Raw genomic sequence first — 23354 nt, 5'->3', positions numbered from 1 at the left:
GTGTGGAAAGATCGTTGAACATGCCCGGCATCTATCGCGGCAAGCGGGATATTTACAGCCGCCGCTTTGCCGCTAGTTTCGCCTGCAATCAGTTTCGCGCCCCTCCGCCGCGGCGCGACCAGTTCAGGAGCGTCATTCCCTATGGTGGAAACCCCGACCGCGGACACCCCGCGCGAGCCGGATATCAGCAACGTCAATCCGGCCAGCGAGGCCACATGGTTTGGGCATCCCCGCCAGCTGGCCCGGCTGTTCACCACCGAAATGTGGGAACGGTTCGGCTTCTACGGCATGCGAGCGCTGCTGACGCTATACCTGACGAAGCATTTCCTGTTCGGCGATCGTGCGGCCACGGGGCTGTACGGGGGCTTCACCGCGCTGGTCTATCTGACCCCGCTGATCGGCGGCTATCTGGCCGACCAGTATCTGGGATCGAAGCGCGCGGTGAAGTTTGGTGCGCTGCTGATGGCGCTGGGCTATTTCACGCTCTGCTTCGGCGGGCAGACCGCCACCCCCTATGCGATGGTCGACGGGCAGCGTTATGCGGTCGCGATCGACGAGCGCGCGGGCGTGGAGACCCGCTACGTCGTCGACGGCGCGCAGAAACTGGCGATCCGCGGGAACGACGACGGCACCGTCTCGCTGCTCGACCCGGCCGGTGCGGTCGCACGCACCGTCGCGCCCGGCGCGTTCCAGTCGGAGGGTGACCGCAGCCCGCTCCACGTCGCGCTGATGCTGCTGGCGCTGTGCATGGTGTCGGTGGGCAACGGTTTCTTCAAGCCGAACATCTCGACCATGGTGGGCGAATTGTACGCGCCGGGGGACCGGCGCCGCGATACCGGCTTCACGATCTTCTACATGGGCATCAACCTCGGCTCGCTGTTCTCGCAACTGCTGTGCCCGCTGCTGGCGACCACCGTCGGCTGGTGGGCCGGATTCGGCCTCGCCGCATTCGGGATGCTGTTCAGTTGGTTTCTGATCCAGTTCGACGGCGGGCGCCTGTCCGGCTATGGCGAGCCGCCGGCGCGGAACGCGGGACAGCCGGATCGCGCGCTGGGCATCTATGCCGCCTCGCTGATCGGCGTGCCCATCTTCTACCTGCTGTTCACCAACCTCATGAACGCGCCCGAACCGGTCGCCGGATCGGGGATACTCGGCTACATTCTCGCGCTGCCGCTGATGGGCAAATTGCTGTTCGGCACCTTCCTGGTCGGCGTCCCCGCGATCCTGGCGTGGTCATGGGCCAAGGGCAGCCGCACCGAATTCCAGATGATGCTGGCCGCGATGGTGCTGATCATCTTCAATGTCGTCTTCTGGACGCTGTTCGAACAGGCCGGATCGTCGCTGACGCTGTTCGCGGATCGCAACACCAACCTGTCGATCTTCGGGCTGTTCTCAATCTCGGCAGGACAGACGCAGTTCTTCAACGCCTTCTTCATCGTCGCCTTTGCCCCCGTCATGGCGGCGATGTGGACGAAGCTGGCCGCCGCGGGCCGCGAACCGTCGATCCCGATCAAGTTCGGTATTGCCCTGATCGGCGTCGGCGCGGGGTTCCTGTTCCTGGTCTTCGGCAGCCGCTTCGTCGGGCCGGATTTCAAGGTCGGCATCTGGTGGCTGGCGGGCCTGTACCTGATCCATTCGCTGGCCGAACTGTGCATTTCACCGGTCGGGCTGTCGATGATCACCAAGCTGTCGATCGCGCGGATCGTCGGGCTGATGATGGGCGTGTGGTTCCTGTCGATCTCGGTCGCGCAATATGTCGCCGGCGTGGTGGCGCAGGTCGCCAGCGTCGAGACGGTCGGCGGACAGGTGACCAACCTGAAGGTCAGCCTGGACACCTATAACAACGTCTTCTGGACGATCGGCATTGCCGCGGCGCTGATCGGCGTGGCATTGCTGGCGCTGTCGCCGCTCATCAAGAAATGGATGCACGGCGTCCAGTAACGAAGGAAACGCCATGGGAGAGGTGCCGATTGCCGCCGCCGCGTTCGTCGGAACGCACTTTCTCCTTTCGCACCCGCTGCGCGCGCCGATCGTGTCGCGTCTGGGGGAGCGGGGTTTCCTGGGCGTCTACTCGCTGGTCGCGGCGGTGACACTCGGCTGGCTGGTCTTCGCCTATCGCGCCGCGCCGCTCGCCGCGCCGCTCTGGCCGGTCGGCGATACGCTGTGGGCGGTCGCCACGGCAATGATGCTGCTGGCGAGCGTGCTGTTCATGGGCTCGCTGGTCGGCAACCCTGCACTGCCCGACCCGGGCGGACAGCAGCGCCCGCCGGTCGAGCCGCGCGGCGTGTTCGCGATCACGCGCCACCCGATGATGTGGTCCTTCGCGCTGTGGGGCGCCGCGCATATCCTGGTCTACCCGCAGCCGGCCAATATTGTCCTGGCCGGCGCCATCGTCGTGCTGGCGCTGGTCGGCGCGCACCTTCAGGACCGCAAGAAGGCACGCCATCAGCCCGACAGCTGGCCGCAGTGGATGGCGCGGACCAGCTTCCTGCCCTTCGCCGCGCGACGCTCGATCCGCGGGCTGGGCGGCCATGCGCTGGGCGGCGGGGTGGTCGTCTGGCTGGCGGCGACCTGGGCGCATATCCCGCTGGCCGGATGGGCGGCAGGCATCTGGCGCTGGATCGCGTGAGGGCAGAACAAAAGTTACGGCAGGGGCTGGCGACACGAAACGAAACAGGACAAAGCGACCGGCATCTGACACTATCGGATGCGAGAGGATGATGACCGAAGCCACAACGATCGCCGCGCGCGTGGAACGTTTCGTACGGGACACGGTGGCGCCCTACGAGCGCGATCCGCGCTGCGGTGCGCACGGCCCGTCGGACGATCTGGTCGCCGAACTGCGCGGACTGGCGCGCGACGCCGGCGTGCTGACGCCGCATATCCTGGCCGACGGCACCCACCTGCATCATCGCGACGTCGCGGTCGTGCTGCGCGCCGCGGGCCTGTCGCCGCTGGGACCGGTGGCGGTCAACGTCGCCGCCCCGGACGAAGGCAACATGTACCTGCTGGGCCAGCGCGCCAGCGCCGAGCAGAAGGCACGGTTCCTGGACCCGATGGTCAGGGGCGAGGCGCGATCGGCCTTCTTCATGACCGAGCCGGCCGCCGACGGGGGCGCCGGGTCCGACCCGTCGATGATGCAGACCACCGCGGTGCGCGACGGCAACCACTGGGTCGTCAACGGGCGCAAGGCGTTCATCACCGGTGCCGAGGGGGCGCAGGTCGGCATCGTCATGGCTAAGGCCGACGAAGGCGCGACGATGTTCCTGGTCGACCTGCCCGATTCGGCGATCCGTATCGAGCGTGTGCTCGACACCATCGACAGCTCGATGCCCGGCGGCCACGCGGTGGTCGCGATCGAGAATTTGCGCATCCCCGCCGACCAGATGCTCGGCAATCCGGGCGAGGGGTTCCAGCTGGCACAGGTGCGCCTGGCGCCCGCGCGGCTGACCCATTGCATGCGCTGGCTGGGCGCGTGCATCCGCGCGAACGAGATCGCGACCGATTACGCCTGCCGCCGCCACGCCTTCGGCAAGCCGCTGGTCGATCACGAGGGCGTCGGCTTCATGCTGGCGGAAAACCTGATCGACCTGAAACAGGCCGAACTGATGATCGACTGGTGTGCCGCGGTACTGGACGACGGCCATCTGGGCACGGCGGAAAGCAGCATGGCAAAGGTGGCGGTATCCGAGGCGCTGATGCGCATCGCCGACCGCTGCGTCCAGGTGATGGGCGGCACCGGCGTGACCGGCGACACGATCGTGGAGCAGGTGTTCCGCGAGGTGCGCGCGTTCCGCATCTACGACGGCCCTACCGAAGTCCACAAATGGAGCCTCGCCAAGAAGGTGAAGCGCGACTGGAAACACACGAAGGAGAGCTGATGTCGGATCTGTTCGGGTTGATGCAGGACGTGCCGCTGACGGTGGATCGGATCCTCGATCATGCGGCGACATGGCACGGCGCGCGCGAGATCGTATCGCGCGATGCCGGCGGGTCGGTGTCGCGCACCGATTATGCCGGTCTGCACCGCACCGCCAAGCAGGTGTCGAGCGCGCTGGCCGCTGCGGGTATCGTCCGCGGCGACCGTGTGGCGACCATGGGGTGGAACGGCGCGCGCCATCTGGCCGCCTGGTACGGCGCGACGAACATGGGCGCGGTGCTGCACACGCTGAACCCGCGGCTGTTTCCCGAACAGATCGCCTATATCGCTCGCCACGCCGGCGACCGTATCCTGCTGGCCGACCCGGCGTGCGCGGGGCTGATCGCGCCACTGCTGAAGGAAGCGCCCTCGATCGAGCAGGTCATCTTCCTGTGCGGTCCGCAGGAGATGCCCGAGGTGCCGTTCGCGGCGACCGATTTTGATTCCTGGGTGGCCGGCCAGCCCGCCGAATATGTCTGGGGCGGGTTCGACGAACGGCTGGCCTGCGGGCTGTGCTATACCTCGGGCACGACGGGCAATCCCAAGGGCGTGCTCTATTCGCACCGCTCCAACTTCCTGCACACGCTGATGACGCTGCAGGCCGATGCGCTGGCGCTGACGCAGCGCGATTCGATCCTGCTGGTCGTGCCGATGTATCATGCCAATGCCTGGGGCGTGGTCTATTCCGCCCCCGCCGCAGGCGCCAAGCTGGTCCTGCCGGGCGCGCGGATGGACGGCCAGTCGATCTTCGACCAGATCGAGGAGGAAGGCGTCACCTTCTCCGCCGCGGTGCCGACCGTGTGGCAGGGGCTGCTCCAGCACCTGCGCGCCACGGGGCAAACGTTCACGACGTTGAAGCGCGTCGTCATCGGCGGCTCCGCCCCGCCCGAATCGCTGATCCGCGCCTTCCAGGACGATTACGGGGTGGAGGTGATCCAGGGCTGGGGCATGACCGAGACGTCACCGCTCGCCACGCTGTCCACTCCGACGCAGGAAGTGCTGGCGCAGCCATACGACGAACAGGTGCGGCGCAAGGGGATGCAGGGGCGGCTGGTGTGCGGGCTGGAGCTGAAGCTGACCGACGACGCGGGCAATCGCCTGCCGCATGACGGGAAGACCGCCGGGCACCTGAAGATCAAGGGGCCGACGATCACCTCCGGCTATTTCGGCGGCGAGGGCGGCAACGTGCTGGACGAGGAAGGGTTCTTCGATACCGGCGACGTTTCCACGATCGACCCGTCCGGCTATATGCAGATCACCGACCGCGCCAAGGACATCGTCAAGTCCGGCGGCGAATGGATCAGTTCGATCGAAATCGAGAACATCGCCACCGGCCATCCGGCGGTGGCGATCGCGGCGGTCATCGGCGTCGCGCACCCCAAATGGGACGAGCGCCCGATCCTGCTGGTACAGCCGGCGCCCGGTGCGACCTGCGCGAAGGACGAATTGCTCGGGTTCCTGGACGGGAAGATCGCCAAATGGTGGATGCCCGACGACGTGGTGGTGGTCGACGCCATCCCGCTGGGTGCGACCGGCAAGATCGACAAGAAGCTGATCCGCCAGCAGATGGCCGGTTACCGGCTGCCCGGCTTGGCGGCGTGATGCGCGCGACGCGCCGACACGGCCGCGTCGGCGTGTCGCAGCGGCTTGCCCGGGTAAGCCGCCCGGCTTAGGCTGCCGCCCGGACCGCGCAGCAAGCGCGGCCGTCAAGCGAGAGGAATGCCGGATGTCGCGCGCCGACCCGATTCACGCCGTGCCGTTCAAGCCGCTGCCGCAGAAGGCACCCGACGTCGAGGTCGAGCGGCGCGACGACGGCGCGATCCTGATCCGGCAGCGCCACGCCATGGCGCCGCCGGCGCGATCGATCGTCCACCTGCTGGCCGAGCGGGCAGCCGCGCATCCCGAACGCCTGTTCATCCTGCAACGCACCGCCGATGGTGGCGGATGGGAAGGCGTCACCTATGGCGAGGCACTGCGCGCGGTGGAGGGGATCGCGCAATGGCTGCTGGATCGCGGACTGGGCGGCGATGATACGGTGATGATCCTGTCGGCCAATTCGGTCGAACATGCGCTGGTGACGCTGGGCTGCTATGCCGCGGGGGTGCCCGCTGCCCCGGTCAGCCCGGCGTACAGCCTGATCTCCACGGACCATGCCAAGCTGCGCCATGCCGCCGCGACGGTGACGCCGCGGGTGGTGTTCGCGCAGGCGGCCGCCCCCTTCGCGCGGGCGTTCGACACGCTGCGCACGCTGGAACCCGATCTGACGATCGTCACCGTCGACGGCGCCATGGGCACCGTTCCCCTCGCGACACTGACCGCGACCACGCCCGGCGCGGCGGTGGCAACGGCGCGCGAGGCGATCGGCCATGCGACCATCGGCAAGTTCCTGTTCACCTCCGGCTCGACCGGAATGCCCAAGGGGGTGCCGCAAACGCACGGCATGATGGTGCATGTCGTCGCCGCGCAGGAAGGGTTGCGCGATGATCATCCCGACGACCGCCCGGTTCCGCTGTCGCTGGAATGGATGCCGTGGAGCCACATCTCCGCTGGCAACATCGCGTTCAACAACAATATCGCCGCCGGCGGCACGCTCTATCTCGACGAAGGTAAGCCGGTTCCGGGGCTGTTCGATACGACGATCCGCAACCTGTACGACGTGTCGCCGATGGTGTTCGGCTCCGCACCGATCGCCTTCGCGATGCTGGCCGAGGCGATGGAGCGCGACCCGAAGCTGCGCGCCAGCTTCTTCCGCAACCTGACGCACATGGCCTATGGCGGCGCCACGCTGTCCAGCGACGTCGCCGACCGGATCCAGGCGCTGGCGGTCGCGGAGACGGGGCATCGCATCCCGCTGACCACCATGTACGGCGCGACCGAGACGCAAGGGGTGACAGTGGTCCACTGGCTGACCGAACGGGTCGGGCTGATCGGCCTGCCGCTGCCGGGAATCACGCTGAAACTGGTGCCGGCGGGCGGCAAGCTGGAGGTCCGGGTCAAGGGGCCGACCGTCACCACCGGCTATCACCGCGACCCCGAACGCACCGCCGCCGCCTTCGACGAGGAAAGTTTCTACCGGCTGGGCGATGCGGCACGGTTCCTGGACCCGGACGATCCGGCGCAGGGGCTGGTGTTCGACGGGCGTGTCACGGAGGATTTCAAACTGGATTCGGGCACCTGGGTGTCGGTCGGCACGCTGCGCCCGGATCTGGTCGCGGCCTGCTCCCCCTATCTGCAGGATGCGGTGATCGCGGGGCAGGACCGGCCGTTCGTCGCGCTGCTCACCTGGCCCTCCGCCGCGGCGCTCCAGACGCTGGCGCAGGCGACGCCCGGCAGCGATCCGTTCGACACGCTGGCGGGACTGGTCGCGGAGCGGCTGCGCACGCACAATGACGCGGCAGGGGGCAGTTCGCGGCGCGTCGCCCGTTTCGTCCTGCTGCGCGACCCGCCGTCGGTCGACGCGGGCGAGATCACCGACAAGGGTTATGTCAACCAGCGCGCCGCGCTGGCCGCGCGCGCGGCGACAGTGGACGCGCTCTACGCCGATCCGCCGGGCGACGGCGTGGTGGTGCTGGCGGGCTGACCGCTTTCCCACGCGGCGGGGTCGATCACGGTGCGCAGGAACGCGACGAACGCGGTGACCGCGGGCGCCACCGGTTGCCCACGCGGATGCACCGCCCAGATGCCAACGCGCGCCGACCCCTCCCACTCCGGCAGCACGCGCACCAGCGTGCCGCGCGCCAGCGCGTCGTGCACGTCCCATAACGATCGCAACGCAATGCCCGCGCCGGTCAGCGCCAGTTCGCGCACCAGCTCGCTGGAATTGGTCGCGACGATGCTGTCGCCCTCGACCGTCCGGGCGCGGCCGCGCGCCATCAACTGCCACGGCAACTGCCCCTGCGCGGCGAGCAGGCGATGCGTCGCCAGATCGGCGATCGTCGCGGGCGCGCCGTGCGCCGCCAGATAGGCCGGCGCGGCGCACAGCACGCGGCGGCTGTCCGCCAGCCGGTGGGCGGCGACATCGGCGGGAACATCGGGGGCGATGCGGATCGCGACGTCCACGCCGCCGGCCAGGAGGTCGACGAACCCGTCCGACAGGTCGATCGCCAACGCCACCGCGGGATGGTCGACGATGAAGCGGTGGAGATGCGGCGCGACGTGCAGCCGCCCGAACGAGGTCGGCGCCGATACCCGCAGCGGCCCCGCGGGCGCCGCCGCCGCCCCGGTGACGCGCGCCTCCGCCGCCGCGGTCGCGGCAAGGATCGCGGTCAGGTCGGCGTGGAATTGCTCCCCCGCGGCGGTCATCGCCAGCCGCCGCGTGGTGCGGTGGAGCAGCCGGACGCCCAGCCGCTGCTCCAGCCGCGCCAGCCGCTTGCTGACCATCGCCGGCGACAGCCGCAGCGCCCGCGCCGCCGCCGACAGGCTGCCCGCGGCGGCGACATGGACGAACAGTTCGTAATCGGGATCGAGCATCGATCTTTTCCTACGAGGAAAAGCTGCTGGGCATTTCGTGCCTCTACCGAACCGCTGCCGATCGGTCTAGATCGGGGGCGAAGGAGCAGGACATGATGATCGACCGGGCCGGATTGCAGGTGGACGCGGCGCTGGCCGCCTTCGTCGAGGAGCGTGCGCTGCCCGGATCGGGCATCACCGCCGACGCCTTCTGGCGCGGTACCGCGGCGATCTTCGCCGATCTGGTCCCGCACAACCGCGAGCTGCTGGCAACGCGCGACCGGATGCAGGCGCAGATCGACGCCTGGCACATCGAGCGCGCGGGCCAGCCGATCGACCAGCCCGCCTATCAGGCGTTCCTGCGCGACATCGGCTATCTCGTCCCCGAACCCGCGCCCTTCGCGGTCGCCCCCGAGAATGTCGACGAAGAGGTCGCGCGTCGTGCCGGGCCGCAGCTGGTGGTGCCGATCCTCAACGCGCGCTTCCTGCTCAACGCGGCCAATGCGCGCTGGGGGAGCCTGTACGATGCGCTGTACGGCACCGATGTGATCCCCGGCGCGCCCGCGGGCAAGGGCTATGACGCGGCGCGCGGCCAGCAGGTGATCGCCTGGGCGAAGGCGTTCCTGGACGAAGCGGCGCCGCTGGCCGAGAGTAGCTGGGCCGACTGGACCGGCGGGACGCCCGTGCTGGCCGATCCGGCGCAGCTGGTGGGGGGCGCCGGCGACAGCCTGCTGCTGCGTCACCACGGCCTGCATATCGAGGTGGTGATCGACCACGCGCATCCCATCGGGCGCGACGATCCGGCCGGGATCGCCGACGTGGTCCTCGAATCAGCGCTGACCACGATCTGTGACCTGGAAGATTCGGTCGCGGCGGTGGACGCGGCGGACAAGGTCGCGGCCTATGCCAACTGGCTGGGGCTGATGCGCGGTGACCTGACCGAGACGTTCGAGAAGGGCGGCGCGACGATGACGCGGCGGCTGAACGCGGATCGCGACTATGTCGCGCCCGACGGCACGCCGCTGACGCTGCCGGGGCGAAGCCTGTTGTTCGTGCGCAACGTCGGGCATCTGATGACCAACCCGGCGATCCGGCTGGCCGATGGTGGCGAGGCGCCGGAGGGCATCCTGGATGCGATCGTCACCAGCCTGATCGCGCTGCACGACCTGAACGGCGCGCGCGCCAACAGCCGGACGGGGTCGATCTATATCGTCAAGCCCAAGATGCACGGCCCCGAAGAGGCGGCGTTCACGAACACGCTGTTCGACCGGGTCGAGGATTTGCTGGGCCTGCCGCGCCACACCATCAAGGTGGGGGTGATGGACGAGGAGCGGCGCACCTCCGCCAATCTGGCGGCGTGCATCCATGCGGTGAAGGACCGGATCGTGTTCATCAACACCGGTTTCCTGGATCGCACCGGGGACGAGATGCACACGTCGATGCGCGCCGGCGCGATGATCCGCAAGGGCGAGATGAAGAACGCCGCCTGGATCAAGGCGTACGAGAACCGCAACGTCCAGATCGGGCTCGCCTGCGGCCTGTCGGGCAAGGCGCAGATCGGCAAGGGGATGTGGGCGGCGCCCGATATGATGGCGGACATGCTGGCGCAGAAGATCGCGCATCCGATGACCGGCGCGACCACCGCCTGGGTGCCCAGCCCGACCGCGGCGACGCTGCACGCCACCCATTACCACCGCGTCGACGTGTTCGCGCGGCAGGCGGCGCGGCGGGCCGAACCGGTCGCATCGCTCGACGCGCTGCTCGACGTGCCGGTCGCCGGCGGGCGCAACTGGTCGGCCGAGGACATACGCGAGGAACTGGACAACAATGCGCAGGGAATCCTGGGCTATGTCGTGCGGTGGATCGACCAGGGGATCGGCTGTTCCAAGGTGCCGGACATCCATGACGTGGGGTTGATGGAGGACCGCGCGACGCTGCGCATTTCGTCGCAGCACATGGCCAACTGGCTGCTCCACGGTGTCGCCAGCGCGGACGAGGCGGAGGCGGCGCTGCGGCGGATGGCGGCGAAGGTCGATGCGCAGAATGCCGGCGATCCGCTGTACCGCCCGCTGACCGGGGACAGCATCGCGCTTGCCGCGGCGCGGGCGCTGGTGTTCGAGGGGGTCGCGCAGCCCAACGGTTATACCGAGCCGTTGCTGCACCAGTACCGGGCGGAGGCGAAGGCGGCGGCGCGCTGACCACGCGGAGGCCCCAGCCTTTGCTGGGGCGACGTGGTGTCGACCGGGTCGTCATGCGGTGACGATCGTGCCGTCGGTCACCGTCACCGGCCATGGCGTCAGCCGCTGGCCGGTGCAGGGGCCGGCGACGCACGCGCCGTCGTCGATGCGGAACAGCGCGCCGTGCCAGGTGCAGCGGATGTGCCCCGCCGCGACGTAATCATCCAGTTCCTGCGCCAGCGGCAGGCCGGCGTGCGGGCAGCGATCGACATAGCCGAACGCCTCCGCGCCGCGCCGCACCACGAAACCGTGGAAGCGCCCGGCGCGCATTTGCAGGACGAAATTGCGCGCCGCGCCGTCGGCGATCTGCGCCAGCGGGCCGAGGGCGACGCCCGCCGGTGTGGCGAAGACCCGCTCATTTCCCACGGCGCTCAGGGCAGCTGCGCCTTCGGGAAATCGTTCCACACCGCATCGTAATCGAGCTGTGCGCGGTCCAGCGCGGTGGCGGTGGGGCGATAGGCCCAGCAGCTTTCGACCATGAACGCCATCGTGCCGTCGAGCTTCACCGGCTTCAGTTCCGCCTCGCTCGCGCCGCGCCACGACGCGACGTCGGGGCCGTGGCCGCTCATCATGTTGTGGAGCGACAGCCCGCCGGGGCGGAAGCCGTCCGCCTTGGCGTCATATTCGCCGGTGATGAGGCCCATCGCCTCCGACATGACGTTGCGGTGGAACCATGGAGGACGGAACGTCCCTTCCGCCACCATCCAGCGCGGCGGGAAGATCACGAAATCGGCGTTCGCGCGCCCCGGCACGTCGCTGGGCGAGGTCAGCACGGTGAAGATCGACGGATCGGGATGATCGAAGCTGACGGTGTTGATCGCCATGAAGCGCGACAGGTCGTAGCGCCACGGCGCGAGATTGCCGTGCCACGCCACGACGTCGAGCGGTGAGTGGTCGAGCGTCATCGTCCACAGCGCGCCCATGAACTTCTGGATCACCTGGACGGGTTCGTCGCGATCCTCGAACCACGCCACCGGGGTTTCGAAGTCGCGCGGATTGGCCAGGCCATTGGCGCCGATCGGGCCGAGATCGGGCAAGCGGAACAGGCTGCCGTGATTTTCCGCGACATAGCCCCGCGCCGCGCCATCGGGCAGCAGCACGCGGAAGCGCACCCCACGCGGCACGCCGGCGACCTGCCCCGGCGCGACTGACAGGCGCCCCATTTCGGTCAGCAGTTCCAGTCGCCCCTGTTCGGGGATGAACAGCAATTCGCCGTCGGCATCCATGAACACCCGGTCGGTCATGTCGCGGTTCGCGGCATAGATGTGGAGCGCCACGCCCGTCAGGTCGGCCGGGTCGCGGTTGACCAGCAACGTCGTCATCCCGTCGACCCAGTCGACGCCCGCATCGGGCAGCGGCAGCGGATCCCAGCGCAGCCGGTTGGGCGCGAGCGGCGCATGGCCGGCGCCGGGGGCGAACAGCGCCGCGCCGGAATAGGCGGCATAGGGCGGATGTTCGGCGGTGGGACGCATCCGGTACAGCCACGAACGACGGTTCTCATGCCGCGGCGCGGTGAAGGCGGTGCCGGAAAGCTGCTCGGCATAGAGGCCGAAGGCAGGGCGTTGCGGCGAGTTGCGCCCGACCGGCAACGCGCCGGCGACCGCCTCGGTCGAGACATGATTGCCGAAGCCGGGGATATAGCCCGCGGCATCGGGATCGGGGTGGTGGACGGTCATTGTGGCTTCCTCTCCTTTCCACCACCCCGCGGCGGACATCGGCCCGCGCCGCGCGGCGCGAATGTTGTCAATGTTGAGCCGCCGGCGCGTTTTCGCGCGCCATGCGACCGGAACGCGACCGCGACGCGACGGGGACGCGACACCGGGGCGACACCGGGGCGACACCGGCGCGCCCTGTTCGCTACCTCGTCCCTGCCCCCTTTCATCGCCGCGACGATAGCGGGATACGGCGGTGTAGGACATGGCGTCGGGCGCCGGCGGCGGCGGGTTGCCGTCATGCAGGAACCAGTATCGATCTCCCTTCACCCTCGACCCGTTCGTGCTGAGGAGAGGCTGAACCTGCCGAAGCCTCGTCTCGAAGCGATGCCGTTTCGACAAGCTCAACGGCTCCTCGGGGCGAACGGAGCAGAAGGTGGATACGCCCTGGTCGAAAATGACGCGGGCCGTTTCCACCTGCCCCGTTACCCCCCATCATGCGTCGACGGTGATGACGCCGCGGCGGATCTGGTCCAGCTCGATCGATTCGTACAGCGCCTGGAAATTGCCGTTGCCGAACCCTTCGTTGCCCTTGCGCTGGATGATCTCGAAGAAGATCGGGCCGACCATCGGCTCGGTGAAGATCTGGAGCAGGATGCCCTCCTCCTCCACGTCGCCGTCGATCAGGATGCGGTTGCGGCGCAGCCGCTCCAGATCCTCGCCATGGCCGGGGACGCGCTTGTCGACCAGTTCGTAATAGGTCTCGATCGTGTCCTGCAACCGCACGCCGCGCGCGCGCAGCGCCTCGACCGTGGCGTAGATGTCGTCGGTGGTCATGGCGAGATGCTGGATCCCCTCGCCATTGTAATCGCGGATGAATTCCTCGATCTGGCTCTTGTCGTCCTGGCTTTCGTTGAGCGGGATGCGGATCGCGCGGTCCGGCGCGATCATCGCCTGGCTGAACAGCCCGGTCGCCTTGCCTTTGATATCGAAATACTTCTGTTCCTCGAACCCGAAGATCTGGCCGTAGAATTCGGCCCAGACGCGCATCTGCCCGCGCCGGACATTGTGGGTGAGGTGGTCGAGCAGGTCCAGCCCGACGCCCTCGCGCGCTGCCGCCGCGCGCCAGCCGGGCACCTCGTCCCAATCGTCATAGACGCTGCCCGCCGCGCCGGGGCGATCGACCAGATACAGCAGCGAGCCGCCGATCCCCTGGAGGACATACGCCCCCTCCCCCAGCGCACTGGTGGCCGCATCGGCCGGCTTCGCGCCGCGCGCCAGCGCCGCGTCGAACGCCGCCTGCGCATCCGCGACGCGGAACGCCATGCCGTTGGCGGATGGGCCGTGTTCGGCCGCGAACGCCGCCGCCTGCCCGCCCGGTTCCTCGTTCACCAGCAGGTTGGTGCGCCCCTGGACATAGCGGGTGACGCGGCGCGTCGGGTGGGTGGCGGCGGCGACAAAGCCCAGCGCCTCGAACTGCCGCCGCAGCGCGGCGGTATCGGGGGCGGTGAATTCGCAGAATTCGAACCCGTCCAGGCCCATCGGATTGACGTCCATATGCTCCATCGCGCGTATCCCGGCAGGTGGTTTCAAACGATATGGTATCTTATGATACCGTATGGGGAGCGTCAATGGGGAACGCGCCCGCCCCGCGCCACGTTTGCGGCAGTGCACCACGAAACGACGGAGCGGCGATGACGGGGTGGAACAGGACCGTGCAGGCATGGTGGCACGACGTACCCGGCTGGCTTTCGGGCTTCCTATACGTGGCGGGCGCGGTGGCGCTGGCGCTGGTGGCGCACCGGATCGTCGTCTGGGCCGCGCGTCGCGCGACGCGCGGACGGCCGGAGAGCAGCGCGGCGCTGTTCGTCGAGCGCATCCGCAAGCTGTTGCGCTGGCTGATGATCGTCGTGGCGCTGGCGGCGGTGCAGCCCGCGCTCGACCTCGACCGCGCGACCGCGACCTTGTGGGCGCGCGCCGCCGCGCTGATCGTGCCGGGGCTGCTGGGCTGGGCGGCGATCGTCGGCGCGGGGACGGTGATCGACGCGATGATCCGCCACGCCGACATCACCGTCGCCGACAATCTGCGCGCGCGGCGGCGGCGCACACGGCTGGGCATCCTGCAACGCATCATCGTGTCGATGATCCTGCTGGTGACGATCTGCGCGATGCTGATGACGATCCCGGCGGTGCGCACGCTGGGCGTCACCCTGGTGGCGTCGGCGGGCCTGGCGGGCCTTGCGGTGGGCGCGGCGGCGCAACCGGCGCTGAAGAACCTGATCGCCGGGTTCCAGATGATCTTCACCGAGCCGATCCGCATCGACGACGTCGTCATCATCGACGGCGAATGGGGGCGGATCGAGGAGATCCGGCTGACCTATGTCGTCGTCAAGATCTGGGACGAACGACGCCTGGTGGTGCCGGTGTCGAAATTCCTGGAGCAGAGCTTCCAGAACTGGACCCGCCAGTCGAGCGCGCTGCTGGGCAGCGTGTTCTGGTATGTCGATCCGGCCGCCGACGTGCCGCGGCTGCGCGAGGCGCTGGGGCGGATCGTCACCGCCAATCCGCGCTGGGACGGGCGGTTCTGGAACCTGCAGGTGACCGATACCAAGCCCGACGGGTCGATCGAGTTGCGCGGATTGATGACCGCGCGCGATGCCTCGACCGCGTTCGACCTGCGCTGCGACGTGCGCGAGGGGTTGCTGGCGTATATCGCGGCGGAAATGCCGCAGGCGCTGTTCCGGCGGCGTGCCGATGTCGCGCTGGGGGCGCCCTCCCCAAGTGGCCTGGCACCTACGACTTTAGGCTAACACCCTCATCCAATTAAACAATTCTCCATCGATGCGCCCTCAAGCAGCGGCCATGGCTCACCGCGGGATGTGAGCCGGCACTTTTTGGGGGAGGATCTCATGTCCCGCTATCGGGCCCTGGCGGCGGTATCGCTTATCGCGCTCGCCACGCCGGCGCTGGCCGACACCGCGGCGCCGGCGCCGGCCGCCGACCAGGACAATGTCACCACCGGCGTCGCCAAGGGGCGCGACCGGCTGGACAGCGCCACATCCACCAGCGTCCTGCGCGAGGCGGAGATCGCCAAGCTGGCGCCGCGATCGGTGGGCGAGCTGCTGCGCGACATCCCCGGCATCCTGGCCGAGGCACCGAACGGCGAAAGCATCGCCAACATCACCATCCGCGGGCTGCCGCTGTCATCGTCGGGCGCCAAGTTCGTCCAGCTGCAGGAAGACGGCCTGCCGGTGATGGAATTCGGCGACGTGGTCGGCGCCAGCGCCGACAGCTTCCTGCGCCTGGATCTCAACCTGGCGCAGGTCGAGGCGATCCGCGGCGGTTCGGCATCGACCTTCGCCAGCAACGCACCGGGCGGGATCATCAACTTCATCAGCAAGACCGGCGAACAGGAAGGCGGCGCGATCGCGCTGACCGCCGGGGTCGATTTCGACCAGTATCGCGCCGACGTGGATTACGGCGGCCGGCTGAGCGAGACGCTGCGCTTCCACATCGGCGGCTATTACCGCCAGGGCGAAGGGCCGCGGCGGATCGGTTTCGACGGCCAGCGCGGCGGGCAGATCAAGGCCAATGTCACGCGCCAGTTCGCGGGCGGCTATATCCGCCTCTACGGAAAGTATCTGGACGACCGTTCGCCCTTCTACGATTCGGTCCCGCTGCGCGTGACGGGCACGAACGACGCGCCGACGCTGGCCGCGGTGCCCGGGTTCGATCCGACGAAGGACACGCTGTCGACCCGCTACCTGCAATCGGTGCTGGTGCTGGACGAGAACAACCAGCCGATCCGCGAGGACATCCGCAACGGGCAGCACGTCAAGGAACGCGCGTTCGGCGTCGAAAGCCAGTTCGCGCTGGGTGACTGGACGATCACCGAACGCTTCCGCGCCGCGGGCCGCTCCGGCGGGCTGATCGGGCCGTTCAGCAGCCAGTATCTGACCCCCGCCGCCGCGCTGACCCGGCTGGGCGCGACGGGCGGGTCGTTCCGCTATGCCACCGGCGCCCATGCCGGGCAGGCGATCGCCGATCCCGCCGCGCTCAACGGCAACGGACTGATCGCGATCTACAACATCCGCGACCGCCGGCAGCAGGATGTCGGCAGCATCACCAACGACATCCGCGCGAGCCGCGTGTGGAACATGGGCGACGGCGTGCTGACCACCACCGCGGGCCTGTACACCGGGCGCCAGCAGATCGACACGTCGATCCTGTACGGCGTCGCGGTGACCGAGGTGAAGGGCGGCGGCGATGCCGCGTTGCTCAACGTCGTCGATGCGGGCGGCAATGCGCGCACCGCGGGCGGCATCTATGCCTACAACCCGCTGTCGGGGACGCAGCGGCGCACGCTGCGGCTCGCCTATGCGATCAACGCGCCGTTCGCGTCGGCCAATTACAAGATCGGGCGCGTGTCGATCGGCGGCAGCCTGCGCTACGATGTCGGCAGCGCGAAGGGCACCGTCTATGGCGTCGAGCTGGGCGGCGGACGCATCGGGCAGGTGGCGCGCGACATCGACGGCGACGGCGTGATCTCCCCGCCCGAACAGCGCGTCGGGGTGACGCCGGGCGCGCCGGGGTTCGTCGACTACAACTACCATTACCTGTCCTATTCGGGGGGCGTCGTCTATCGCGTGGCCGAGCCGCTGGCGGTGTTCGCACGCTACAGCCGCGGCGCGCGCGCCAATGCCGACCGCATCACCTTCGGCAGCGTGATCGACAATGCCACCGGCGCGCTGGCGATCCCGCAGGCCGCCTACGACCCGGTGAAGCAGGCCGAGATCGGCGTGAAATACCGCCACCAGGGCGTGACGCTGAACCTGACCGGTTTCCATGTCGAGGCGCAGGATTCGAACATCAACACCTCCACCGGCGCGGTGATCGCACGCGATTACAAGGCGAAGGGGCTGGAGTTCGAAGGCGGCGTGCGGCGCGGGCCGTTCAGCCTGACCGCGGGCGCGACGTTCACCGACGCCACGATCGTGCGCGACCGGGTGGACCCGGCCATCAACGGCAACACGCCGCGTCACCAGGCGAGCGTGATCTTCCAGGCGACGCCGCAGGTCAGCACCGACCGGTTCGCGGTCGGCGCGGTATTCATCGGCACCACGGATACCTATGCGCAGGACACCAACCTGCTGAAGATCCCGGGCTACGTGACCACCAACGCCTTCGTCCAGGTGCGCCCGGCCGAACGGCTGCTCCTGTCGCTCAACGCCACCAACCTGTTCGACACGCTGGCGCTGACCGGGATCGACGAGGATCGCATCCCCGCGAGCGGGATCGTGCGCGGGCGGCTGCTCAACGGGCGCGCGGTGTCGGTGACCGCGCGGTTCGACTTCTAGCGCTCTAGAGACACCGGCCTTCCAGCGGGGGCGGGAAGGCCGGTACCCCCACTGCGTCCCTGCACGGCCCCTCGTGCATGCGGGGACGCAGACCGGGTCATCGCGGCGGTGTCAGGCGTCCACTTCCGCGCGCCGCAGCGCGGCCAGGAAACGGTCCGCCCACCACGTCACGTCGCGTTCCTGAACCCCGGCCATCAGCTTTTCCCAGCGCCGCACCCGTTCGTCGCGCGGCATCCGGAGCGCCTGGCAGATCGCGTCGGCCATCTCCTCCGCACTGTACGGATTGACCAGCAGCGCATCGCCCATCTGCTCCGCCGCGCCGGCGAAGCGCGACAGCACCAGCACGCCGGGATCCTCCGGATCCTGCGCAGCGACATATTCCTTCGCCACCAGGTTCATGCCGTCGCGCAGGGGCGTCACCAGCCCGATCTTCGCCGCGCGGTAGATGCCGGCCAGCTGATCGCGCGGATAGCCCTGGTTGACGTAGCGGATCGGCACCCAGTCGACATCGGCATATTCGCCGTTGATCCGCCCCGACAGCCCCTCCAGCGACTGGCGGATGCGCTGGTAGCTTTCGACCGAGACGCGGCTGGGCGGCGCGATCTGGAGCAGGAACACTTCCTTGCGCTCCTCCGGATGCTCGATCAGGAAGCGTTCGTAGCCGAGGAACCGCTCCTCCAACCCCTTCGAATAGTCGAGCCGGTCGACCCCGACGATCATGTCGCGCCCGTCCGCCGAATCGCGCATCCGGCGATAGGCGAGCCGCGCGTTGACGCTTTTCGACATGTCGGCGAACGCCGACGCGTCGATCCCGATCGGGCAGGCGATCAATTCGACGCTACGGTCGCCCAGCCGCGCGACGCCGTCCTCGATCACCGCGCCCATATCCTGCCGCGCATAGTCGCAGAAGGATTCCAGCCATTCCTCGGTATGGAAACCGATCAGGTCGTAGGCGAACATCGATTCGACCAGCGCCCGCGCACCCGGCAGCGTCCCCAGCAGGCGGCGCGGCGGCCAGGGAATGTGGAGGAAGAAGCCCATGCGGTTGTCGCAGCCGCGCTGGCGCAGCTCCGCCCCCAGCGGGAACATGTGGTAATCCTGAATCCACACCAGATCGTCCGCCTCGATCAGCGGACGCACCGTGTCGGCGAACCGCTGGTTCGTGCGCTGGTAGCCGCCGGCGAAATCGCGCTCATATTCGGCCAGGTCGATGCGATAGTGGAACAGCGGCCACAACGTCCGGTTGGCGTAGCCGTCGTAATACTCCTGGACGTCCTGTTCCTCCAGATCGACGGTCGCGGTGGTGACGCCGTGCGCGCGCTGGAAGTTGATATGGCCGGTGAACTGGTCGGTCTGTTCCCCCGACCAGCCGAACCACAGCCCGCCGTTGGCGCGTAGCGCCGCCGCCATCGCCACCGCCAGCCCGCCCTGTGCGCCCGACGTGGAGCCGGTGGGGGCGCTGACCCGGTTGGAGATGACGATCAGGCGGCTCAACGGATACTACTCCATGGTTTGCTCAACATCGCGGCGCAATTGATCATGCCGACCAGCGAGTAGGTCTGCGGGTAATTGCCCCACAATTCGCCCGTCGTCGGATCGATATCCTCCGACAGCAGCCCCGCGGCGGTGCGGCGGGCCAGCATCTCTTCGAACAAAACGCGCGCCTCGTCGCTGCGCCCGGTTAGGAACAGTGCCTCGATCAGCCAGAAGGTGCAGAAATTGAACGCGGTTTCGGGCAGGCCGAAATCATCCTCGGTATCGTAGCGCAGCATCGTCGAGCCGCGCCGCAGCCCGGTTTCGATCGCGGTCAGCGTGTCGATGAAGCGCGGATCGTCGGCGGCGAAGAAGCGCAGGTCGAGCAATTGCAGCACGCTGGCATCCAGATCGTCGCCGCCGAAGGTCGCGGACATGCGCCGCGTCCCCTCGCGCCACGCCGCCTCCTCGATGCGCGCGCGGATCGTGTCGGCGCGCCCGGCCCACAGCGCCTGCCGCTCGGGCAGGCCGAGCCGTTCGGCAGCGTTTGCCAGCCGGTCGCACGCCGCCCAGCACATCGCCGAGGAATAGGTGTGGACGCTCTGGCGCGTGCGCAGCTCCCACAGGCCGGCGTCGGGCTGATCGTAATAGGCCCAGGCGCGGTCGCCGACATGTTCGAGCGATTCGAAATCCTCCTGCCCCGCGATGCGGAACAGCCGCTGGTCGAAGAAGGCGTGGACCGAACACAGCACGATCTGGCCATAGGCATCGTGCTGGATCTGTTCGGCCGCCTGGTTGCCGACGCGCACCGGCCCCATGCCGCGATAGCCGGGCAGCGTCGTCTCGATCCGTTCGGGCAGGTGCGCCTCGCCCAGCACGCCGTACAGCGGCTGGATGTGCCCACCGCGCTGCTCGTCATGGCTGGCGACATCGACGATGTTGCGCAGATAGCCCAGATAGCCCTCCAGCACGTCGAGCGCGCCGAGGCGGTTAAGCGCCTGCACCGTGTAATAGGCGTCGCGGATCCAGCAGAAGCGATAGTCCCAGTTGCGCTGCGACCCGGCATGTTCGGGGATCGAGGTGGTCAGCGCCGCGACGATCGCGCCGGTTTCCTCATGCTGGCACAGTTTCAGCGTGATCGCGCAGCGGATGACGACATCCTGCCATTCCAGCGGGACGGCCAGCCCGCGCACCCACGACTGCCATTCGTGCGTCGTGCGATACAGCATCAGGTCGACCGTCGCGGCCAGATCGCCCTGGAAGCTTTCGTCCGGCCCGAGGAAGAAGTGCAGCGGGCGCTCGACGCGGAACGCGCGTTCGCCCTGCACCATCGCGATCGGCGCGGTGGTGGTCAGCCGCAGCGCGATCGTATCCATCAGCAGCCGCAAATGGTTCGATCCGCCGATCTGTTCGCGGCACCCCCCGCCCCAGCCGCAGGTCGGGCGCAGCTGCACCCGCACGCGCGGGCTGCCCGCCACCGGGCGGACGATCCGCGCGAAGGCGACCGGGCGGTAGGTGCGCCCCTCCCGCTGGAATCGCGGGCAGAAATCGATCACCTCGATCGCGCCGCCGTGCGCGTCGCGATGGGTGGTGACCAGGATCGGGGTGTTGCGGATATATTCCTGCTCCACCGACACCGAATCCTCCAGGCCGATCCCCCAGAAGCCGGTGTCGGGCGCCTCGCCGCCCAGCAGCGCGGAGAACAACGGATCGCCATCGACGCGCGGCACGCAGCCCCATACGAAGCGGCCGGCACGATCGACCAGCGCGCTGACCTGGCAATTGCCGATCGGCCACAGATCCAGCGTCGTCGTCATGCATCCCCCCGTGCGGTGGCGGCGTCGAGAAAGGCGAGCGCGTCGGCAACGCCGGCAAGGCGGTAGGACGCGGCGGTCGCGCGCGGCGCACCGACCAGCACGCCGGCGCCACCCAGCGCACGCGCGGCATGGAAGCCCGCCTCGTCGGTCACGTCGTCCCCCATGAACACAGGACGCGCGTGGCGCCGTTCCGGTTCCGTCATCAACAGATCGACCGCCGCGCCCTTGTCCCGGCCGGGCAGGCGCAGTTCCACCACCATCTTGCCATGCTGGACGACCAGCCCGTGGCGCGCGGCCAGCCTATCGGCAAACGCGGCGGCGGCATCGCCGGCATGCGGCGCGCGGCGATAGTGGAGGCCGACGCCGAATGGCTTGTCCTCCACCAGCATGCCGTCGTGCGCAGCGGCCAAGTCGTGCGCGGCGGCCAGCGCGGCGTCGAGCGCGGCGGGGCGATCGGGCGCGTGGACGGTGCCGTCGGAGTCGGCGATCTCCAGCCCGTGGCTGCCCGCGATCACCAGCGCGGCGGGCGCGATCAGCGCGCGCACCTCATGCACCGGACGCCCGCTGACGATCGCGACCCCGCCAGGCAGACGCGCCGCCAGCCGTTCGAGCAGGCCGGGCAGTTCGGGCGCGACCGCCACCGCATCGGGAGTGGCGGCCAGTTCGACCAGCGTACCGTCGAAATCGAGGAACAGGCTGGCGCCGGCCAGCAGATCGGCGGGCGGGGGCGGAAGGGAGGCGCTCATGCGCGCCTAGGTGGCCCGCGACGGCCGATGGTGCAATGCGGAAAGGAGATGCCGCGCGGTTGGATCGTGCTTCCGCCCGGCATGTCGCCAGAATCGTCGCCCCAGCGAAGGCCGGGGCCTTTCGCGGCTCCTGCGGCGCCCTGCCGGCATGAGATCCCAGCCTTCGCTGGGATGACGGTTTGCAGGATGGACTGAAGGCTCGACGCCGGGATCGCGACGCTCAGCGCGTGCGGCGGTCCAGCGCCTCGGCGGCCTCCGCCATCAACGCGGCGATGATGTCGGCGACGGGTTCTTCCTTCGTCACCATGCCGACCGACTGGCCGGCCATCACGCTGCCATGTTCGACATCGCCGTCGATCACCGCGCGGCGCAGCGCGCCGGCCCAGTAATGTTCGATCTGCAACTGCGCCTCGGCCATCGCGACCGCGCCCTCGTCGAGCGACTGCGCGACCTCGCGCTGCTTCGCGGTGAACAGCTCCGACCCGGCATTCTTGAGCGCGCGCACCGGGATCACCGGCAGGCGCGGGTCGATCTGCACGCTGGCGACCGCGTCGCGCGCGCTGGCGCGGATGAACGCCTTCTTGAAATTGGGGTGCGCGATGCTCTCGGTCGCGCAGACGAAGCGCGTGCCCAGCTGGACGCCCGCCGCGCCCATGTCGAGATAGCCGGCGATCGCCTCCCCCCGGCCGATCCCGCCGGCGACGAACACCGGCACCTGATCGGCGATCTCGGGCAGCATTTCCTGCGCCAGCACGCTGGTGGACACGGGGCCGATATGGCCGCCGGCCTCCATCCCCTCGATCACCAGCGCGTCGACGCCCGATCGGATCAGCTTCTTGGCCAGCGCCAGCGTGGGGGCGAAGCAGATGACCTTCGCGCCCGATGCCTTGATCGCCTCCAGCGAGCCCTTGGGCGGCAGCCCGCCGGCCAGCACGACATGCCCGACGCCGTGGCGCGCGCATACCGCGATCAGATCGGTCAGCTGCGGGTGCATGGTGATGAGGTTGACGCCGAACGCGCGGGTCGTCAGCGCCTTCGTCCCCGCGATCTCGGCATCGAGCAGTTCGGGGGTCATCGCGCCGCATGCGATCACGCCGAACCCGCCCGCGTTCGACATCGCCGCGACCAGATGGCGTTCCGACACCCACGACATCGCGCCCGCCATGATCGCGACGTCCGCGCCCAGGAACGCCGCGCCGCGTTCCATGCGGCGCGCAAGGCGCGCGGCGCCGGTGGTGGTTTCGCGGGCGGAATCGGCAGCGGGGGCGGTCAGCGTATCGGTCATCGCCCAGCCGTAGAACGCGGCCGCGCGCGCGGCAACTATTGTGCCAGATCGCGGTACATCACCAGCGCATCGACCGGGCCGTGGCCGGGATGGTCGAACGCGCGTGGCGGCGTGCCGACCACCGCGAAACCCGGCGCGCGCCACGGCGCGACCGCGCGGTCGTTGGTGGCGGGCCTGATCTGCATCACGTCGCTTCACCACATCCACCGTGCAACCGCAGCTTCTTTTCGCTTGTTCATTGGCCAGCAGGGTGCGCACCGCCATATGGGGCGCGACGACGACCGGGGAGATTGACAGGGTGGACGGATCGGGGCAGGCGATGATCGCGCGGCTCGCACGGCAGGCGATGATCGCGCGGCTCGCACGGCAGGCGATGATCGGGGTGACGGCGGCGGCGATCGCGGGGCAGGCGGCGGCGC

General features: G+C 68.9%; 17 protein-coding genes. 8 read left to right on the top strand and 9 right to left on the bottom strand.

What is annotated here, in order from left to right; all coding sequences use genetic code 11:
* The first annotated feature begins 141 nt into the window (after positions 1–141).
* The 5 genes from AX685_RS17315 (at position 142) to AX685_RS17295 (ending at position 7499) form a co-directional block, all read left to right on the top strand.
* Positions 142–1941, top strand: coding sequence for a peptide MFS transporter (locus AX685_RS17315; protein WP_066490835.1), 1800 nt, complete (start codon positions 142–144; stop codon positions 1939–1941).
* Positions 1942–1954: 13 nt separating this feature from the next.
* Positions 1955–2629 (top strand): NnrU family protein, encoded by a 675-nt coding sequence (locus AX685_RS17310; RefSeq protein ID WP_066490833.1) that lies wholly within the window; start codon positions 1955–1957, stop codon positions 2627–2629.
* 91 nt (positions 2630–2720) lie between these two features.
* On the top strand, positions 2721–3881 hold the full coding sequence (locus AX685_RS17305) for an acyl-CoA dehydrogenase family protein (protein WP_066490846.1): 1161 nt from the start codon (positions 2721–2723) through the stop codon (positions 3879–3881).
* Positions 3881–5521 carry a long-chain-fatty-acid--CoA ligase gene (locus AX685_RS17300; protein WP_231792279.1) on the top strand — a complete coding sequence of 547 codons (1641 nt, stop codon included), beginning with the start codon at positions 3881–3883 and terminating at the stop codon, positions 5519–5521. Before AX685_RS17305 ends, AX685_RS17300 begins: the two co-directional genes overlap by 1 nt.
* Positions 5522–5645: 124 nt before the next feature.
* On the top strand, positions 5646–7499 hold the full coding sequence (locus AX685_RS17295; RefSeq protein WP_066490831.1) for an AMP-binding protein: 1854 nt from the start codon (positions 5646–5648) through the stop codon (positions 7497–7499).
* Here AX685_RS17295 and AX685_RS17290 read toward each other — a convergent pair.
* Positions 7454–8389, bottom strand: coding sequence for a LysR family transcriptional regulator (locus AX685_RS17290; protein ID WP_066490829.1), 936 nt, complete (start codon positions 8387–8389; stop codon positions 7454–7456). The genes AX685_RS17295 and AX685_RS17290 overlap by 46 nt on opposite strands.
* A 95-nt stretch (positions 8390–8484) precedes the next feature.
* Between AX685_RS17290 and AX685_RS17285 the strand changes: the two genes are divergently transcribed.
* Entirely contained in the window at positions 8485–10566 is a 2082-nt protein-coding gene (locus tag AX685_RS17285; protein WP_066490839.1) for a malate synthase G, read from the top strand.
* Positions 10567–10617: 51 nt separating this feature from the next.
* Here AX685_RS17285 and AX685_RS17280 read toward each other — a convergent pair whose 3' ends face one another.
* The 3 genes from AX685_RS17280 to hppD all read right to left on the bottom strand — a co-directional run bounded on the left by AX685_RS17280 (position 10618) and on the right by hppD (position 13823).
* A complete protein-coding gene (locus AX685_RS17280; RefSeq protein WP_066490827.1) occupies positions 10618–10971 on the bottom strand; it encodes a Rieske (2Fe-2S) protein in 354 nt (117 codons plus the stop codon).
* A 5-nt stretch (positions 10972–10976) separates the two neighbouring features.
* Positions 10977–12281: a homogentisate 1,2-dioxygenase gene (gene hmgA, locus AX685_RS17275; RefSeq protein ID WP_066490825.1), complete on the bottom strand. Its 1305-nt coding sequence runs from the start codon at positions 12279–12281 to the stop codon at positions 10977–10979.
* 471 nt (positions 12282–12752) lie between these two features.
* The gene (gene hppD, locus AX685_RS17270; RefSeq protein ID WP_066490823.1) at positions 12753–13823 is read right to left on the bottom strand and encodes a 4-hydroxyphenylpyruvate dioxygenase; all 1071 of its coding nucleotides are present in this window, start codon (positions 13821–13823) and stop codon (positions 12753–12755) included.
* A 128-nt stretch (positions 13824–13951) separates the two neighbouring features.
* Between hppD and AX685_RS17265 the strand changes: the two genes are divergently transcribed.
* Positions 13952–15067 (top strand): mechanosensitive ion channel family protein, encoded by a 1116-nt coding sequence (locus AX685_RS17265; RefSeq protein WP_082741054.1) that lies wholly within the window; start codon positions 13952–13954, stop codon positions 15065–15067.
* A 99-nt stretch (positions 15068–15166) separates the two neighbouring features.
* Positions 15167–17614, top strand: coding sequence for a TonB-dependent receptor domain-containing protein (locus AX685_RS17260; protein WP_066490821.1), 2448 nt, complete (start codon positions 15167–15169; stop codon positions 17612–17614).
* 111 nt (positions 17615–17725) lie between these two features.
* Here the strand turns inward: AX685_RS17260 and AX685_RS17255 are convergent, their stop codons facing one another.
* The 5 genes from AX685_RS17255 to AX685_RS21830 form a co-directional block, all read right to left on the bottom strand.
* Positions 17726–19108: an alpha,alpha-trehalose-phosphate synthase (UDP-forming) gene (locus AX685_RS17255; RefSeq protein WP_066490818.1), complete on the bottom strand. Its 1383-nt coding sequence runs from the start codon at positions 19106–19108 to the stop codon at positions 17726–17728.
* On the bottom strand, positions 19105–20904 hold the full coding sequence (locus AX685_RS17250) for a glycoside hydrolase family 15 protein (protein ID WP_066490817.1): 1800 nt from the start codon (positions 20902–20904) through the stop codon (positions 19105–19107). The genes AX685_RS17255 and AX685_RS17250 overlap by 4 nt, the downstream gene beginning before the upstream one ends.
* Positions 20901–21650 carry a trehalose-phosphatase gene (gene otsB, locus AX685_RS17245; RefSeq protein WP_066490816.1) on the bottom strand — a complete coding sequence of 250 codons (750 nt, stop codon included), beginning with the start codon at positions 21648–21650 and terminating at the stop codon, positions 20901–20903. Before otsB ends, AX685_RS17250 begins: the two co-directional genes overlap by 4 nt.
* A gap of 220 nt (positions 21651–21870) precedes the next feature.
* Positions 21871–22935, bottom strand: coding sequence for an NAD(P)H-dependent flavin oxidoreductase (locus AX685_RS17240; RefSeq protein WP_066490813.1), 1065 nt, complete (start codon positions 22933–22935; stop codon positions 21871–21873).
* 35 nt (positions 22936–22970) lie between these two features.
* Positions 22971–23120 carry a hypothetical protein gene (locus AX685_RS21830; RefSeq protein WP_197418672.1) on the bottom strand — a complete coding sequence of 50 codons (150 nt, stop codon included), beginning with the start codon at positions 23118–23120 and terminating at the stop codon, positions 22971–22973.
* Positions 23121–23354: the final 234 nt, after the last annotated feature.

Origin of the sequence: Sphingomonas sp. CCH9-F2 (assembly GCF_001556735.1) — a bacterium.
GTDB lineage: Bacteria > Pseudomonadota > Alphaproteobacteria > Sphingomonadales > Sphingomonadaceae > Sphingomonas > Sphingomonas ginsenosidimutans.
The sequence above is the reverse complement of the archived record's forward strand: the minus strand, read 5'-3'. Positions and strand labels throughout refer to the sequence as shown.

Excerpts from the sequence above, each read along its gene's own strand:
- AX685_RS17260 (WP_066490821.1), top strand. The coding sequence starts at position 15,167 with ATGTCCCGCTATCGGGCCCTGGCGGCGGTATCGCTTATCGCGCTCGCC.
- AX685_RS17315 (WP_066490835.1), top strand. The coding sequence starts at position 142 with ATGGTGGAAACCCCGACCGCGGACACCCCGCGCGAGCCGGATATCAGC.
- AX685_RS17250 (WP_066490817.1), bottom strand. The coding sequence starts at position 20,904 with ATGACGACGACGCTGGATCTGTGGCCGATCGGCAATTGCCAGGTCAGC.
- otsB (WP_066490816.1), bottom strand. The coding sequence starts at position 21,650 with ATGAGCGCCTCCCTTCCGCCCCCGCCCGCCGATCTGCTGGCCGGCGCC.
- AX685_RS17300 (WP_231792279.1), top strand. The coding sequence starts at position 3,881 with ATGTCGGATCTGTTCGGGTTGATGCAGGACGTGCCGCTGACGGTGGAT.
- AX685_RS17290 (WP_066490829.1), bottom strand. The coding sequence starts at position 8,389 with ATGCTCGATCCCGATTACGAACTGTTCGTCCATGTCGCCGCCGCGGGC.
- AX685_RS17240 (WP_066490813.1), bottom strand. The coding sequence starts at position 22,935 with ATGACCGATACGCTGACCGCCCCCGCTGCCGATTCCGCCCGCGAAACC.
- AX685_RS17310 (WP_066490833.1), top strand. The coding sequence starts at position 1,955 with ATGGGAGAGGTGCCGATTGCCGCCGCCGCGTTCGTCGGAACGCACTTT.
- AX685_RS17285 (WP_066490839.1), top strand. The coding sequence starts at position 8,485 with ATGATCGACCGGGCCGGATTGCAGGTGGACGCGGCGCTGGCCGCCTTC.
- AX685_RS17295 (WP_066490831.1), top strand. The coding sequence starts at position 5,646 with ATGTCGCGCGCCGACCCGATTCACGCCGTGCCGTTCAAGCCGCTGCCG.
- AX685_RS21830 (WP_197418672.1), bottom strand. The coding sequence starts at position 23,120 with ATGCAGATCAGGCCCGCCACCAACGACCGCGCGGTCGCGCCGTGGCGC.
- AX685_RS17265 (WP_082741054.1), top strand. The coding sequence starts at position 13,952 with ATGACGGGGTGGAACAGGACCGTGCAGGCATGGTGGCACGACGTACCC.
- AX685_RS17305 (WP_066490846.1), top strand. The coding sequence starts at position 2,721 with ATGACCGAAGCCACAACGATCGCCGCGCGCGTGGAACGTTTCGTACGG.
- hmgA (WP_066490825.1), bottom strand. The coding sequence starts at position 12,281 with ATGACCGTCCACCACCCCGATCCCGATGCCGCGGGCTATATCCCCGGC.
- hppD (WP_066490823.1), bottom strand. The coding sequence starts at position 13,823 with ATGGAGCATATGGACGTCAATCCGATGGGCCTGGACGGGTTCGAATTC.